The organism is Propionibacterium sp. oral taxon 192 str. F0372, assembly GCF_000413315.1.
Classification (GTDB): domain Bacteria; phylum Actinomycetota; class Actinomycetes; order Propionibacteriales; family Propionibacteriaceae; genus Brooklawnia.
The window spans coordinates 2,254,632-2,269,217 of record NZ_KE340297.1; the positions used below are offsets into that span (position 1 = coordinate 2,254,632).

General features: G+C 59.4%; 17 protein-coding genes. All 17 read right to left on the reverse strand.

The annotated features are described in order from the left end of the window. Positions 1-46 precede the first annotated feature (46 nt). Positions 47-613, reverse strand: coding sequence for a GrpB family protein (locus HMPREF1531_RS10535; protein WP_016669943.1), 567 nt, complete (start codon positions 611-613; stop codon positions 47-49). Between the two features lie 442 nt (positions 614-1,055). Continuing rightward, entirely contained in the window at positions 1,056-1,919 is an 864-nt protein-coding gene (locus HMPREF1531_RS13055) for a hypothetical protein (RefSeq protein ID WP_016669944.1), read from the reverse strand. Beyond that, positions 1,901-2,479, reverse strand: a complete 579-nt coding sequence (locus HMPREF1531_RS10545; RefSeq protein WP_016669945.1) for a hypothetical protein — start codon at positions 2,477-2,479, stop codon at positions 1,901-1,903. Before HMPREF1531_RS10545 ends, HMPREF1531_RS13055 begins: the two co-directional genes overlap by 19 nt. A gap of 171 nt (positions 2,480-2,650) precedes the next feature. Next, on the reverse strand, positions 2,651-3,616 hold the full coding sequence (locus HMPREF1531_RS10550; protein WP_156860253.1) for a YihY/virulence factor BrkB family protein: 966 nt from the start codon (positions 3,614-3,616) through the stop codon (positions 2,651-2,653). A gap of 42 nt (positions 3,617-3,658) precedes the next feature. Continuing rightward, positions 3,659-6,496, reverse strand: a complete 2,838-nt coding sequence (gene gcvP / locus HMPREF1531_RS10555) for an aminomethyl-transferring glycine dehydrogenase (protein ID WP_016669947.1) — start codon at positions 6,494-6,496, stop codon at positions 3,659-3,661. 96 nt (positions 6,497-6,592) lie between these two features. After that, positions 6,593-7,162 carry a MerR family transcriptional regulator gene (locus HMPREF1531_RS10560; protein WP_016669948.1) on the reverse strand — a complete coding sequence of 190 codons (570 nt, stop codon included), beginning with the start codon at positions 7,160-7,162 and terminating at the stop codon, positions 6,593-6,595. 147 nt (positions 7,163-7,309) lie between these two features. Next, positions 7,310-7,771 carry a bifunctional nuclease family protein gene (locus HMPREF1531_RS10565; protein WP_016669949.1) on the reverse strand — a complete coding sequence of 154 codons (462 nt, stop codon included), beginning with the start codon at positions 7,769-7,771 and terminating at the stop codon, positions 7,310-7,312. After that, positions 7,771-8,478, reverse strand: a complete 708-nt coding sequence (ftsR, locus tag HMPREF1531_RS10570; protein WP_016669950.1) for a transcriptional regulator FtsR — start codon at positions 8,476-8,478, stop codon at positions 7,771-7,773. Before ftsR ends, HMPREF1531_RS10565 begins: the two co-directional genes overlap by 1 nt. Beyond that, entirely contained in the window at positions 8,478-9,008 is a 531-nt protein-coding gene (locus tag HMPREF1531_RS10575) for an FHA domain-containing protein (RefSeq protein WP_036899106.1), read from the reverse strand. The genes ftsR and HMPREF1531_RS10575 overlap by 1 nt, the downstream gene beginning before the upstream one ends. Before the next feature lie 79 nt (positions 9,009-9,087). Next, the gene (gene gcvH, locus HMPREF1531_RS10580; protein WP_016669952.1) at positions 9,088-9,474 is read right to left on the reverse strand and encodes a glycine cleavage system protein GcvH; all 387 of its coding nucleotides are present in this window, start codon (positions 9,472-9,474) and stop codon (positions 9,088-9,090) included. A gap of 93 nt (positions 9,475-9,567) precedes the next feature. After that, a complete protein-coding gene (locus tag HMPREF1531_RS10585) occupies positions 9,568-10,272 on the reverse strand; it encodes a DUF881 domain-containing protein (RefSeq protein WP_016669953.1) in 705 nt (234 codons plus the stop codon). Next, entirely contained in the window at positions 10,265-10,597 is a 333-nt protein-coding gene (locus tag HMPREF1531_RS10590; protein WP_016669954.1) for a small basic family protein, read from the reverse strand. Before HMPREF1531_RS10590 ends, HMPREF1531_RS10585 begins: the two co-directional genes overlap by 8 nt. A gap of 10 nt (positions 10,598-10,607) precedes the next feature. Further along, the gene (locus HMPREF1531_RS13060) at positions 10,608-11,372 is read right to left on the reverse strand and encodes a DUF881 domain-containing protein (RefSeq protein WP_016669955.1); all 765 of its coding nucleotides are present in this window, start codon (positions 11,370-11,372) and stop codon (positions 10,608-10,610) included. Beyond that, a complete protein-coding gene (locus HMPREF1531_RS10600) occupies positions 11,369-11,989 on the reverse strand; it encodes a CDP-alcohol phosphatidyltransferase family protein (protein WP_016669956.1) in 621 nt (206 codons plus the stop codon). Before HMPREF1531_RS10600 ends, HMPREF1531_RS13060 begins: the two co-directional genes overlap by 4 nt. Positions 11,990-11,999: 10 nt before the next feature. Continuing rightward, the gene (locus HMPREF1531_RS10605; protein WP_016669957.1) at positions 12,000-13,151 is read right to left on the reverse strand and encodes a glycosyltransferase family 4 protein; all 1,152 of its coding nucleotides are present in this window, start codon (positions 13,149-13,151) and stop codon (positions 12,000-12,002) included. Beyond that, positions 13,148-13,987 (reverse strand): LpxL/LpxP family acyltransferase, encoded by an 840-nt coding sequence (locus HMPREF1531_RS10610; protein WP_016669958.1) that lies wholly within the window; start codon positions 13,985-13,987, stop codon positions 13,148-13,150. The genes HMPREF1531_RS10605 and HMPREF1531_RS10610 overlap by 4 nt, the downstream gene beginning before the upstream one ends. Then, positions 13,987-14,586 carry a phosphatidylinositol phosphate synthase gene (gene pgsA / locus HMPREF1531_RS10615; protein WP_016669959.1) on the reverse strand — a complete coding sequence of 200 codons (600 nt, stop codon included), beginning with the start codon at positions 14,584-14,586 and terminating at the stop codon, positions 13,987-13,989. The genes HMPREF1531_RS10610 and pgsA overlap by 1 nt, the downstream gene beginning before the upstream one ends.

The following is a 14,586-nucleotide window of genomic DNA, read 5'->3' on the forward strand; positions in this document are numbered from 1 at the left end:
TGCTCAAATAAATTCTTGGTGATTAAAAGCGGGCGGGTTGAAGATATTAGTACCTCCCTTTGTATTCTTCTTTGGCTATGTCTGTGTACATTTTAATAAAGCTACTCTTCGCGTTAGTATACCCGTCTCTATCGTGTTCAAATTTATTCCAAAGATGCAACTTTAATTCCTCGTATTTTTCGGCAATGACAATATTGTCGATTAAGTAGTCTCTAAAGTAAAGTTCATCATTATCTCCTGTGATTCTGATATGGAGATGAAATACTCTATCCGCAAAACCTTGTTTCGTGTACCCTTTGTTTAGCGAAATTCGTTCTAAACTCTGACTCATGCGTAGCCAGCTGTCTCTGATTAGAAAATCCTTCACTTGTTCCAAGTCTTCTGGCTCAGGAACTTCAAGCAGTATGTCTACTATGTCTTTTGCCCATATATATGGAACGGCAGTACTTCCAATGTGGGATACTCTTGTTATATATCTTTCTGGTATTAACGACAAAATGGCTTTTTCCTCTTCTAAGTACCAGGTTGCCCATTCCTTATTATGCTCCACAAGGAATATAGGGAACAGTTGCCACAATTCCTTCAAACTCATCTGCTCTAATTCTTTGTCCACTTCGCTCCTAGCAAAAGTATGGTTTGTGTAAATTGCACTGCAAGTATAACGCAGCTCACTTTGGCTGTCAGTAAATCGACGAGATTCATGCACACTTCTCCGCGTGGGTAAGGGTGGTCCGTCATACGTTTTTTCCGGGAACAAGGTGAAGGTTACGATGGGGTGTGGAGGTAGAAGACAAGCTGTCACATGATGCGGTCACTCTGATGGTGAAGCTGATCGTTGTTGACTGCCCCTCAATCACCAGGGGCGCCGACATGGTTGAAGTGACGTGGAACACTATAAGCGAAGTTGTCCTTGAGCAACCCCACCGAAAACATCAACGGCCTCCTCGAAAACCTGCCGAGGAACACCGATGGATTCCGCAACCTAACCCTAATGCCTACAGCTTCCTTGATGTGGGTGGGTTCTAGACCTCTTACCCATTTCGGTGGTTGTGGTTTTATCCGGTGACGATGGCTTGGAATTCTGCGATGTCGATGGTGGTTGTTGAGGTGGAGGTGAGGGGGAGGGTGCCGGTTTGTCCCATGGTTGTCCAGGTGACTGTCCAGGCGGATGTGGTGGTGACGGTGTAGGTGGCGGGTTGTGTCCAGGTGTGGCCGCACCAGGGGGATTGGGTGCCCATTTTGGTGGTGCGGGGCATGGGGCCCCATCGGGTGCAGGTGGAGGTGGTGGCGTCTCCCCAGTCGATGTGGATTTCTGATTGGGTGGCGGCCATGTCGATGGTGATTCCGCTGGCTGTTGTGGTGGTAGTGATGGGGTTAGTGGTAGGAAAGTCGACCCAGATGGGTAGTGCGATGGCCCAGGCGTTCCATTCGTTGTTGGCTGGGTCGGGTGACCATGTCAGCTGTGGGGCGGGGACTGAGAGTTGGGCGAGGGCAAAGGCTGCTGCTGTGTGGGGTGAAAGACCTGTTGTGGGTGGGGTGGGTGTGTCGGTAGTTGGGGTGGTGAGAGTGGTGGGTTCGTAGCAGACGGTGATGGATTTTTGGTCGTTGGAGAAGTCGATTTCTCCTGCATGCACGAGTCGGCAGATCTGGGTGGGTACTGCCGGAGCGTTCTCGCCGACCGGCCCATCAGGATAACTAACGTATTCCCCGTTAGCGGCAGGCACCACCCCACCACCAGTAGAACCACCAACCGAAGCACCCACCCGAGCAGAACCACCAGAAGAGGACGTGGTGATGTTACCGCGTCCGTAGCCGAGACCTCTGTCCCAGTCTGTATCGGCTTTCGCAGGCAGAACTGCTGCCCCGAAGAGCATGGCTGCTGCCATCGTGATGGTCAGGTTCAGTCGAGTAGTGCGCATGATTCGACCTCCCGGTATTGCTCGACGGAGATTTTCAGTAGCTTGTCTGTGTCATAGCTGAAGTAGAACCGTGACTCTAAGATCCGCCCTGGCGAGGCCACGTTTCCCTGTTGGTCGTACAGCGGTGCTTGTCGTGAGTCTGTACACACGTGCAGGGCGATCACCGACCCATGGACCGCCAATGCCGGTGCGGGTTCACTTTTGATAATGGGGTGCTCATCCGGTTTCCCGACCCACTGCTTCTCGGCGCTGAACTCGTAGGCAGCTCGAGCATTCTCCAGGTATTCGCCCATGGCGACTTCGTTCATTTCGGTGGGGAAACCGGAGAAATCACCTTGGCCTTCGAACCTATCCAAGATCTCCACTGCGCGTCTGAACACACGTTCTGCTTCAGCAAACAGTTCGTCTTGACTAGGCGACGACTGCGTTGCCGCAGGAGCAGTAGCCATCGAGGGCAGGGGAGTCGGTGACCATGGCGGAGGACCATCATCCTTCTTCGAGCTGCATCCAGCGACCAGCACCAACAAAACCAACAACACCACAGCGGTCATGAATCTCATGAACACTCTCCAAAAGGGGGCGGCGACACCATCGTCACCACCATCATCCCAACCCACACCCCACCTGACAACCCCCCACCAACTGCTGTGGAAAACCCATCAGGCAGTCCGCAGTACAGCACCGCGACGGCGCCTAGGACAGCAGGAGCGGCTCTCTGCGCCGCTCACCCCTCATTCGCTGTCGCGCAACAGGATGGAATCCCCCGGGCTGAGGAAACCTGACAGGGCGGGTTGATCCCAGGTGGCGATCCAGGCTGCCCAGAACAGTGCGACGGCCGCGAAAAGGTCGAGAAACAGCATGGCTACGATGATCGGTCCGAACACCTGAACGGCTCGCCCGAGACTGAACAATCCGGTGACCGCCGATGCCCCGGTCTGCAGCAGGACGAAGCAGATCGCAGCTCCCAGTGACCCACGCCGCAACGGGACATGTTCCGGCTTTTCCACCGGGAAAAAGCGGTACATCAGCCAGAACAACATGGTAGAAGTGGCCAATGCCAGCCCGAATGAGGCCGCCCCGACGAGTACCGCGAAGATCTCCGGGTTCTGCACTCCCATCAGGCGCACGATCGTCCCGGACAGCCAGGTACCGGTGACATTGGCAGCGAAGGTGACCAGCATCAGCACCACCATCACCAACAACAGGCCAAAATTGATGATCTGCTCTACCACCGGGTGATGCTTGAGATGAACCTCATCAAAATCAGGGCGGACCATCCCCCGGATCACTCCCTTGAGATTGGCCACCCACGTGGACCCAATGGCCAGCCCGGCGATAGCGGCAACCGTACCAAGACGACGCCAGTCGAACAGATAGGCCGACAGCAGAATGAGCACTTGGTCTTGGAGCGGGCCCGCGGACAGATTGTCCACGACAAAGATCTGCACCTCACCCAGCAGGTCGGGACGGATCACGGTAAGGGCGAAGCCTACTCCGGCAAAGACGAACATCAGCACCGGAACCATAGCCAGGATGGAGAAAAAGGCCATCGCTGCAGCCATCTGATTGCCCAGCCTGCTCCAGTACCGTTGGAAGGCCCTCAGCAGGTGTGACAGTACCGGTGATGACTGGACCCTGTTACCTACAGGCCGTCGCGCGCCCACTGCCTCATCATTCCAATCGGCAAGGCAACTCACCGGGATTCCACCCGGTGAGTTGCCCGGATACCCGATAGCTCACTATGCGCAGTCCTCCACCGGAGGGCAGGAGCAGATCAAGTGCCGGTCACCGTGGGCGGCATTGACCCGAGCGCAGCCGGGCCAGTACTTCCCGTGCTCTCCGGCGTCCAGCAGCCCGCCGCGTAGGGTTTCGGCGACTTGATCCGGGAAAGCCGCAACTCGGCGGGTGTAGGGGTGTGACCATTCATCATCAATGATCATCGCCTGGGTGTGCGGGGCATTCACCAGCGGGTTGTCGTCGGCCGGGTATCTACCATCGATTACCATGTCGATCTCCTTGCGGATGGCGATCATGGCATCGCAGAATCTGTCGAGCTCATGTTTATTCTCGGATTCGGTGGGCTCAACCATGAGGGTGGATGCGACCGGGAAACTCACCGTCGGTGCGTGGAAACCGTGATCAATGAGCCGCTTCGCGATGTCATCAATGCTCAAGCCTGCTGTGGCCAGCAAGGCCCTGGTGTCCAGTATGCATTCGTGGGCGACTCGCCCCGACGCACCGGTGTAGAGGATTGGGTAGTGCTCGGCAAGCCGAGATGCGATGTAGTTGGCGTTGAGGATAGCCGTTTTGGAGGCCTCACGCAGTCCGTCAGCGCCCATCATGGCGATGAAGGCATAGGAGATCGGCAGAATTCCGGGAGAGCCGAAGCGTGCGGCGTTCACCGCAGTTGTGGCTCCCCCGGCAGCTGGATCACCGGGAAGGTATTCGGCCAAGTGTTTCCGCACTACGATCGGGCCGACCCCCGGCCCGCCTCCGCCATGGGGACTGGCGAAGGTCTTATGCAGGTTCAGATGGGAGGCATCTGCTCCGAAACGTCCCGGGCGTGCCAGTCCCATGAGCGCATTCAGATTTGCACCATCCACGTACACCTGTCCTCCTGCCTCGTGTACGAGTTCACAGGCGGTGGTCACAGTGTCCTCGAAGACACCATGAGTCGATGGATAGGTGATCATTATCGCGGCCAGTTCGTCGCGGTGGGTCTGCACCTTGGCTCGCAGGTCGTCCAAATCGATCGAACCGTCGCACTGGGATGCGACCACTACGATCTTCATCCCGGCCATCACCGCTGAAGCAGCATTCGTACCGTGGGCAGAAGCGGGAATCAAACAGATCGTGCGCTGCGAATGCCCATTCGCCAGGTGATAGGCCCGGATGGCCGACAGACCAGCAAATTCTCCCTGGGCACCGGAATTGGGCTGCAGCGAGCAGGCATCGTAGCCAGTGATCTCACCGAGCCATCCCGATAACTCGGTGATCATCTCCAAGGTTCCCTCGGCATCCTGGGCCGGCACCAAGGGATGGAGGTTCGCGAATCCGGGAAGGGTGATGGGCTCCAACGATGCCGCCGAGTTCAGCTTCATCGTGCACGAGCCGAGCGGGATCATTCCCCGGTCCAGGGCGAAGTCTCGATCGGCGAGGGAGGCCAGGTAGCGCATCAGGGAGGTTTCGGAATGGTGGGCATGGAATACCGGGGTTGTGAGGAAGGTATCGCTCCGGGCATCCGCGCCCATTTCACCCCAGCTCTCCTCGGTGATCACAGCTCCGAAGAGCCGCGCCACCGCGGCCAGTTCCTCTTCGGTCAGGTCCTCGCCCACCGATATTCCTACGTGGGTGTCGTCGGCCAGTCTCAGATGGAAGCCTTGCTGCCGTGCGGCACCGACAATCCCGGCCGCAGAGGGAACTTCGACCAGAAGGGTATCAAAGAAGCTGTCGTGGACGACACCGAAACCTGCGGTAGTGATTGCTGCGGCCAGGCGTGCTGTGCGATTGTGGATCGTGGCGGCTATCCGCTTCAATCCTTCGGGTCCGTGGTGGATGGCATAACCAACCGCCATATTGGCGAGCAGTACTTGGGCGGTGCAGATGTTCGAGGTGGCCTTCTCACGCCGGATGTGCTGTTCGCGCGTCTGCAGGGCCAGCCGCAACGCAGGTGCCCCGCTGGCATCCAGCGACACACCGACTAACCGCCCAGGCAGACTGCGCTGGGTTCCTTCCTTGGCTGCGATGTAGGCGGCATGGGGGCCACCGAAGAACAGAGGCACACCGAATCGTTGGGTGGTACCCACAGCGATATCGGCGCCCCACTGCCCTGGTGGAGTGACCAAGACAAGAGCGAGCAGATCAGCGGCTGTTACGACGAGTGCCCCGGCATCGTGGGCGGCTTGAGCCAATGCGGTAAGTTCTGCGGTGGATTGCATCCGTCCGTCGAGGGCCGGGGTCTGAACGACGACAGCGAAGGCGCTAGCCAGTCGCGGATCCGTAGCAGCCGATTCGCAAACGACCACCTCAATGCCGATGGTATTCATCCGGGTGCGCAGCACTGCCAGCGAGGAGGGCAGGATTCCTTCCTCCACCAAAACCAACTCCCCCTTGCGGTTCAACCGTCTGGCCATCGATACCCCTTCGGCGAGAGCTGTGGCCTCGTCGAGTAGAGAAGCGCCGGCAACCGGGAGCCCCGTTAGATCGGCGATCATCGTCTGGAAATTGAGCAGCATCTCCAGGCGCCCCTGGGAAATCTCTGGTTGATAAGGGGTATAGGCGGTGTACCAGGCTGGATTCTCCAAAATATTGCGTCGCAGCACCGCCGGGGTGATCGTTCCATGAAAACCCATGCCGATGAGACTGCGTCCCGGGTTGTTGCGCAGTGACAACTCCAGCAACCGTTGCTGCACTGTTGCCTCGTCCCGTGCTGGGGGCAGACTCAACTGCTCATCCCTGATCGTCAGGGGTACCACCTCGTCGATGAGGGCATCAAGCGATGCGACCTGGATGGTCTCGCACATGGCGTGCTGTTGTTCGGCATTGGGGCCGATGTGACGGGAGATAAAAGACGACACCGTTGACACTCCAACCTCTCGTGGTTTGTTGAATCAATCGTAGAGGTTGGGACCGGTTACGACCGGCGGCAGCACTAATGCGTGGAGACAGGTTTCTCAGGCCCTGATCCGGCGGGCCCGGCGCATCGCAAGCTCGTCGGTTGCGTCAGTGGAGGCCGCAACATGATCCTCGGAGGATAGAGTCACCAAAGTACTTTCCAGGTCACGCCACACCCCGCCCAGAGCGATCGCGAACATGCCTTGGCCACCGCGCAACAGATCGACGACCTCGTCGTCCGAAGTGCACTCGTAGACCGACACGCCGTCGCTCATTAGCGTCACCTGAGACAGGTCCTGCACTCCCCGGGAACGCAGGTGATCGACGGCGATCCGGATCTGCTGCAGTGAGATACCTGCGTCGAGGAGCTTCTTGACGACTTTCAACATGAGGATGTCGCGGAAAGAGTAGAGCCGCTGGGTGCCGGACCCATCCGCACTACGAATCCCGGGGCACACCAACCCCGTACGTGCCCAGTAATCGAGCTGTCGGTAAGTGATTCCGGCGAGGTGGCAGGTGAGCGGACCACGGAAGCCGAGGTCATCGGGAAGGGGGCCAAAATCACCATCGAACAGGACGTCCTGTGCCCCGGGAACCACCACCGCTCGCTCGGCGTTGCGCACAGCCATTTCCACCTCGATCATCCGTTGCTGACGTGACCCGACGCTACGTGTCCCGATCCGAAGCAGCAAACATCGGTTCTATCAGCGTGTCTTGGCGAAGCACTGCCCATACCTCTCAGTCAATTCTGGTTTTCCAGTACTTGACCAGCAGATTTACTGCTCGAAGTCATCCGGTGAGACCGTGTCTAGGAAGCTGCGGAAACGCTTTACCTCGTCCTCGTTCTGCTCGAACATCTCAACCCCTACTTGAGCCATCAGTTCCCCGGAGCAGGTCACCTTGAAACCACAGCGCAGAGAGAGGGCCACCACATCGGAGGGTCTGGCCTCAATGGTTTGCCCATCGACGGTGAGTTCGGCGTGGAACACCCCGTCCAATGTGGAGGTGATGTGCCCAGACAGTTCCGTGTGCCCCAGGGTGGACAACAACTCGGCCATCAGATCATGAGTGAGTGGCCGGGATGGGATCACGCCCTCCAAGGCATTGACGATGGCTGACGCTTCCGCGGCACCGATCCATATGGGCAGACACCGTCCGGTATCCGGATCTCTTAGCAGGAGCATGGGGGTGTTGGTGTTCTTCTCAATTCGCACTCCCACAACGTCGAGTTCGATCATCACCCCTCCAACAGGGTGTACATCATCGCTGCATGGGCGTGCACCACCAGCCTGGAGAGCTCATGAATTGCCCGTCCGGGGTTCTCGGCGGCCCGCAGTGCAGGACGGATGGTCTGTTCCACCAAGCCCGCCTCGCGTTCGGCGGCCTGTTTGATCACCCTCATGTGGCGGCTGTCCAGCCCGAAGGCTTGCAGCTTGCGGGCAACGACGCACACGGTCAGGGCCTCCCGGCCATAGTAGATGGAGCCCTTGCGGGGTGCAATCATCTTTTGGCGTTCCAACTCAATGAGGGTGGCCTCCGACAACCCACTGGTCTGGAGCAATTGGCGGCGACTGAGCTTGAGCGGCTTCTTGTTTCCCCCGATCGGATCGGCGGTTCCGGTCGCATTCGCAGCGGCAATCGCTGCTTGAGACTGGGCCGGAACTGGAACCGGAATCTCGGTGGGCGGCTGCTCCCCACGGTCCATCATCTCCAGATTGTCGCGAATTACCTTGAGAGGAAGGTATTGGTCGCGCTTGACGCGGGCAATGTACCGCAGCCTTTCAATGTCGGAATCGGAGTAACGCCGATATCTGGATGCCTCACGCTCCGGAGAGACCAGACCCTGTTCCTCCCAGAACCTGATCGTGGAGATGGACATGTCCGGAAACTCGCCCTTGAGGACGTTGAGGACCTGACCGATCGTGAGTTTGCCAGCCTGTGGCATCACTTCATCCCATGCTCGCTGACGAAGAAGAGCATCCGAAACTTGCCGATTTGCACCTCATCACCAGGTCGCAGGACGGCCGAGTTGTCAACGAGGGTCCGGTTGACATAAGAACCATTGAGGCTTCCTTTGTCAACCAAGGAGATCACCCCGTCGGACAGGGAGAACTCAGCGTGGTGACGCGAGACCGTGATGTCGTCGAGGAAGATGTCTGACCGGGTTGACCGCCCAACGGTGACGACTGGTTTCTCAAGCAGGTAACGTGCGCCAACGTCCGGGCCTCGGGTGACGATCAGCATCGCATGCCCGGCCGGCAGTTTGGACAAGACATCGGCGTCCTCAGCGCTGATCTCCAGGGTGCGCGCATCCTCCTCAGGAATCAGCAACACTCGTGTCGTGTCGTTGACTGCCTGGGCAGACGACAGCGCATTGCCGCACTTCGAGCAGAAATTGCTGCCCACGGCATTGGAACTGCCGCATTTGCTGCATTCGAGCATTCGATCGACGCCTTCTTGGTCCGGAACGGTCACCACACGGCTGACCTTTGCTGAACAATTCTAGTGGATGCGAACGCTCAGGCATCCCACCACGCCGTCGGGCGCGGAATGATCAACCCTGTTGTTCGACGTGCGCCGCGTAGCCAGATGCGTTGAGCAGAGTATCAACTTGGGATGGGTCGGATAGTTCGACGTCGAAGAGCCATCCCTCGCCATAGGGATCGGTTCCGATGGATTCGGGGTTTTCGATCACCGCGTTGTTCACGGAAGTGACCACCCCGGACACCGGGGCGAACAGGTCGGACACCGATTTGGTGGATTCCAGCTCACCGCAAGCATCCTGGGCAACAACCGAGGAGCCGACGGTGGGCAGAGAGACGTAGACGATGTCGCCGAGAGCGCTGGTGGCATAGGCTGTCACCCCGATTCGGGCAACAGATCCGTCGATGCGGACCCATTCGTGTTCAATGCTGTAACGCAACTCCGCGGGAATGTCCATGTCTAGCTCCTTGCCGACGGTGATGGTATGTGATGATCCCATGCTAGGGCCGGGATCCACACCGCAGGTGATCTTCGGTAAATGTTCTTCCACTCATGCGGGTCTTGCGTGCTCTGGGGCGTGTAGGGAGTGAATCGATGTGACCTCGATAGAGTCGGGGGTCTGAATTTCTACTGACCCTCCCACCTTGCTGGACTCCACTTGGGAAACCAGCCCACCACGGAAGCGAGCCCCCTCGGCCAGCGAATGGGGATCCCCGATGGCATCAATGACTATGGGCAGCTGCACCTTCTGTCCATCGATCACCAAGCCATCTTCGTCGGTGATCCATGATTGGGCGACGAGTCGAACACTGTCGTTGATCTCGATCACTTCGGCACCGGCATCACGCAGTTCCTGGACCGCGTCAAGGAGCAAATCGGCAGATACCGTTGCCGAGGGAGCCGAGATGGTGATACGAACTCCGGGCCCGGAAGCACCCCTGGTGCCGGCCAAAATGGCCAGCTCGTCGGCCCTGGCTTGGGCCTCATGGGCTGCCACTTGGTTGGCGTCGGCACCTGATTCAAGCTGGTCACGGGTGGCTTCCAGCTCCGAAACCTCTCGATTCAACTGCTCGGTTTCGGCATTGAGGGTGTCAAGCAACTGCACCAGATCATCACGGCGCATCCCTGAATACTGGTTGCCGTGGCCACCGTTTCTCATCTGCAACACCAGCGACATGCCGAGCAGACACATCACCACGGCCAGCAAGACCTGTTTGCGGGAAGGGCGCAGGGCGCCCCGGAGCCACTCAAGCATGGAGCACCTGCCTGCGGATGGATGCAGCATTGGTGAAGATCCGGATACCCAGCACCACCAGAACTGCGGTTGATAGTTGCGAGCCGACTCCGATGAGATCACCAATCCACACGATGATCGCGGCTATCACCACGTTCGATACGAAGGACACCGCAAATACCCTGTCGGAGAAGGTGTGCTCCAAACTGGAACGCCATGCTCCGATGAGGGCATCCAATGCAGCCACGATCATGATCGGTAGGTAGGGCTGGAGCCACGGTGGGAGATCCGGCTGCCACATCAATGCGATGACGATACCGATGATCAGCCCGATTACTGCAAGCACTGTGTCCTCCTCATCGTGGCCTCGCCACCTGAAGGCCGAGACCGGGATCGGCCCCCAAATGGAGGCCATTCACTCGTTCAATGTCCCACGACACGCGGTAGTTGCGTCGCAGAAAGTTCAGCCAGGCTCCCCCGGTGCCTGTTTCAAAGCGTTTCTCCAGGTCACTGGGATCACCGATCGCCTCGATTCGGTAGGGAGTAGTCATGGAACGATAATCGATGGTGATTGCGTTACCTGCCTGACGGATGGCGGTGCGGCTCGACAGCCGGTGCCCGTTCACTGCGACAGCCTCTGCTCCGGCCGCCCAAAGGGCATTGACCACCTGCCGCATATCCTGGTCGACGATGATCCCGTCCGCATCGTCGGGGCTGTCGTCGACTTCGACGCGCACGCCTGGCCCGTTCACAGCCAGGGAGCCCGCCCAGATGGCAATTGTGGTGTCCTGGGAATCCGGATCGCCGTTTGCCTCGAGTTCACCAATCCTGGCGCTGGCAGCCTCGGCGCGGGCCCGGAGGTCCATGTTCCGTTGCCTCGCATCCTCGACCTGCCTGATTAACTCGGTGCGCTCGGCTGATTCGAGCGAGGTGCCCCCGATGTGCAGGGCCGATGTGGCAAGCATCAGACCGGCAAGCGCAGTAGTAGCGGCAGCCAAGAAACGATCATGCCATCTGCGGGCATGTCCGGCGGTTTGCACATAATCCGGGTCAATCGTTTCCCTCAGAATGGAGTTCAGCAGCTCCATCGAAGCATCCGGCCTGTAGGTTTGTTCGCTCATCGGTTCTCCGCCCCGGCCCGCACTAGCTCGATCGCCTGGCGCACATACATGCCACCCGCCCACCAGTACAGTGCAGTCCCCCACACCGCGAAAGCCCAGCCGATGATCGTGAATACTGGGGCTAGTGCCCATTCCCCAGCCCCGACAAGCACCAGCGGAAGGGCGTAGAGCAAGCAGAAGGTGGCAGCCTTGCCAATGAAATTGACCGGCAGCGAGGAGTACCCACGAGAGCGCAACGCTGGGACCAATGCAGCTAGCATCATGTCGCGGCCCACCAGCAGAGCGACGAGCCACCAAGGGATGATCCCACGGGCCGCCAGCCCGAGTACCGTCGCGAAGATGTAGAGTCGGTCGGCGGCCGGATCAAGCACCTGGCCGAGCCGGGAGATTTGGTTGAACCGCCGGGCGATGCGCCCGTCGATCAGATCGGAGAAGGAAGCAACGGCTAGCAAGACGATCGCCGCGATGTCATGGTGCGCCCAGATCATCCAGAAGAAGAAGGGCACGCCGATCAGTCGTGCGAAGGAGATGACATTCGGGATCGTCCAGACACGGTTGGACACGGTCGCGGGGGATGCGACGGCATGTTCAAGGACACCGGGTTTCTGGTCGGTCACGACCCCTAGCCTATGCGATCCATCGGCGTGACCTTCCCAGTGCGCCATCGACCTCGGTGAACCGGCGCTCGGCTGCCAACTGATACATTGCCACCACCTGCGGGCCGATCCTGTCCCACGTGAAGCAGGCTGCGCGTTCCCGGCCACGGTGTAGTCTCAAGTCCCGGGGCTCGGCCAAGGATTCAATGACTGCATTGGCCAGTTCCTGGGCTTCTCCCCTTGAGAAGAGGTGCCCGATTGGCGCCTGCTCATCGCTAAGCACCTCGGCGAAGGCATCAAGATCGGATGCGACGACCGGGGCACCGCAGGCCATCGCCTCCAGCAAGACGATGCCGAAACTCTCCCTGCCGGTCTGCGGGGCGACGTAGACGTCAGCTTTCCCCAGCCACCGGTTCCGTTCGGTATCGTCAACCCCTCCGACGAAGGTGACACCCGGGATGCTGAGTTCTTCACCCCGACCGATGACCACCACCTCCAGGTCAGGATGTACCCGGCGAATCAGCGGCAGAGCCGCGGTCAGCACGTGGAAACCTTTACGTGGTTCATCGTAACGTCCCAAGAAAACCAGCCTGGGGTGGTCTCCCCCACGCCAAGTTGTGGCGCACGGGGCGAACGGGTAATCAGTAATCTCGATGCCATTGCCGATAACCACCGGATGGACCCCGAAATGACTCTTAGCGAGTTTCGCAGCAGCCCGTGATACGGCGATTGTCGCATCCAGCCTGTTAACCGCCCCGGGTAACAACCGATTGAGCAATACCAGTGACCTGACCACCTTGGAATTAGCATGGAAGGTGGCAGTCACCGGACGATCGGTCAACCACAGGGTGCTGATGGCTACTGATGGGGTGATTGGTTCGTGCAGGTGCACTGCATCGAAATCCCCCTCATCCAGCCACTGCTTGGCCCGGGAACTTACCCAAGGACCGAAATTGAGCCGGGCAACCGATCCGTTGGCGCGAATCGGCACCGCCCTCCCGGCTGTGGTGAACTGCGCATCGGTCAGGCCGTGGGCCGCCAGTGCCCCGGGGGCAGGATGGCCGGGTGCGAGAATTTCAACGTGGTGACCATTGCGGTGCAGCCACCCCGCCAGCCCTAGCACGTGGTTCTGCACCCCACCGGGAGCGACGAAGGAATAGGGGCAGACGATTCCGGCTCTCATGCAACTATCCCCGGGAAGAAGCGCTGCATCAGATGCCAGTCGTGCACGTGGGCGCGCACCTGGGTGGCAAAGAAATTGGTCAGTTGCTGGGCGCTGTCGGCCATGTCTCCTGCGATCTCCTCACTAAGCTCGATCCTGAGCCGGTCGCCGTGGTAGTGGGTTGCCGCGCCGACCAGTGCGGCACCAGTCTGGCGGGCAATGAGGTGTGGTCCTGCCGGAACGGTGAGTTCCCGGGGACCCTTCGGGGTCGGCCACTTGACCGGTATCCCCCGTCGTCCGAAGTCCCGATCCGCGATCAGGCAGACAACTTGGCCGCATCGCAGATCGGTGCACAAGGTGGGCACCAGATTGCCTGCGTCGTGAGGGTGGATCCGAAAGCCCAGTTGTTCGCGTACCCATCGGAAGTACTCGAACTGGTCACGGGGCAGGCGCTCGGCCACCGAAGTGACTGGCAACCCAACTTGGCAGGCGTAGGCGCCGGCGAGGTCCCAGGAACCCTGGTGCGGCAAGGCCAACACCAGCCCCCGGGTTGCATGGAGTTCACGCAACCAGTCCATCAGCGTCTCGTCGGCCTCGACCAACGACACCAGGCTTTCGCGATCAAGGCTGCCAAGTTGCAGCGATCCGACGGTATTGCGGATCCATGAGAACTGGGCAGCTACCAGGTCATCAGGACCAGGTGTCACGCCGGTGACGACCTCGGCGTTGAGTGCCCACTGCCGCAGTGGAATCGGAGGACGACGTCCCAACCATGCGGCGGCCCACTTCGCGGCAGGCCACCAGAGCCATCGGGGTACGCGTGCCGCGGCTCGGAAACCCAGCAACTGGATATCCATTACTGCCCACCGAGTGCCCGGTGAACGATGGCCATCCGTTGGGCGACGGTGACCGCCCCTGTCAGGCACAACAAGGACATGGCGATTGGCAGGGCCAAGTTGATGCCCAAGCCGGTCAGCAGGGCCCCGGCCAGGACGATTACCAGTCGGTCGGCCCGACCTGCGATGCCACCGTTCACCTGCACGCCAATGGCCTCACCACGGGCCTTCGAATAGGAAGTCACTTGCCCGAATACCAGGGCAACCAGTGAGACCGCTGCCCCCAGCTGGGAATCAGTATTGTAGAAGTACAGGGTTAGTCCCCCAAAGATCGCGCCGTCGGCAATCCGGTCGAGGGTCGAGTCGAGGAAGGCTCCCCACCGGGTCGTTTGTCCCGTTGCGCGAGCCATAGTGCCATCCAAGGAGTCCGAGAAGATGAAGGCGAGAAGGATGACCACCCCTTGCCACAGCCATCCTTGGGGAAAACAGATAATCGCCACCAGACAGGTTGCGGCGGTGCCGAACCAGGTCACCATGTTGGGGCTAAGACCAATCTTCACTAACCCGAGGGCCACCGGTTCGATGAACTTTGTCCACCGGGATTTGATCCTCTCCAGCAT

Bases quoted from the DNA above. Each gene is read 5' to 3' on its own strand.
- HMPREF1531_RS10545 (WP_016669945.1), bottom strand. From the start codon at position 2,479: ATGAGATTCATGACCGCTGTGGTGTTGTTGGTTTTGTTGGTGCTGGTC.
- HMPREF1531_RS13060 (WP_016669955.1), bottom strand. From the start codon at position 11,372: ATGAGCGAACAAACCTACAGGCCGGATGCTTCGATGGAGCTGCTGAAC.
- HMPREF1531_RS10605 (WP_016669957.1), bottom strand. From the start codon at position 13,151: ATGAGAGCCGGAATCGTCTGCCCCTATTCCTTCGTCGCTCCCGGTGGG.
- HMPREF1531_RS10560 (WP_016669948.1), bottom strand. From the start codon at position 7,162: ATGGCTGTGCGCAACGCCGAGCGAGCGGTGGTGGTTCCCGGGGCACAG.
- gcvH (WP_016669952.1), bottom strand. From the start codon at position 9,474: ATGGACATTCCCGCGGAGTTGCGTTACAGCATTGAACACGAATGGGTC.
- HMPREF1531_RS10610 (WP_016669958.1), bottom strand. From the start codon at position 13,987: ATGGATATCCAGTTGCTGGGTTTCCGAGCCGCGGCACGCGTACCCCGA.
- ftsR (WP_016669950.1), bottom strand. From the start codon at position 8,478: ATGCCACAGGCTGGCAAACTCACGATCGGTCAGGTCCTCAACGTCCTC.
- HMPREF1531_RS10565 (WP_016669949.1), bottom strand. From the start codon at position 7,771: ATGATCGAACTCGACGTTGTGGGAGTGCGAATTGAGAAGAACACCAAC.
- pgsA (WP_016669959.1), bottom strand. From the start codon at position 14,586: ATGCTGGAGAGGATCAAATCCCGGTGGACAAAGTTCATCGAACCGGTG.
- HMPREF1531_RS13055 (WP_016669944.1), bottom strand. From the start codon at position 1,919: ATGCGCACTACTCGACTGAACCTGACCATCACGATGGCAGCAGCCATG.
- HMPREF1531_RS10585 (WP_016669953.1), bottom strand. From the start codon at position 10,272: ATGCTTGAGTGGCTCCGGGGCGCCCTGCGCCCTTCCCGCAAACAGGTC.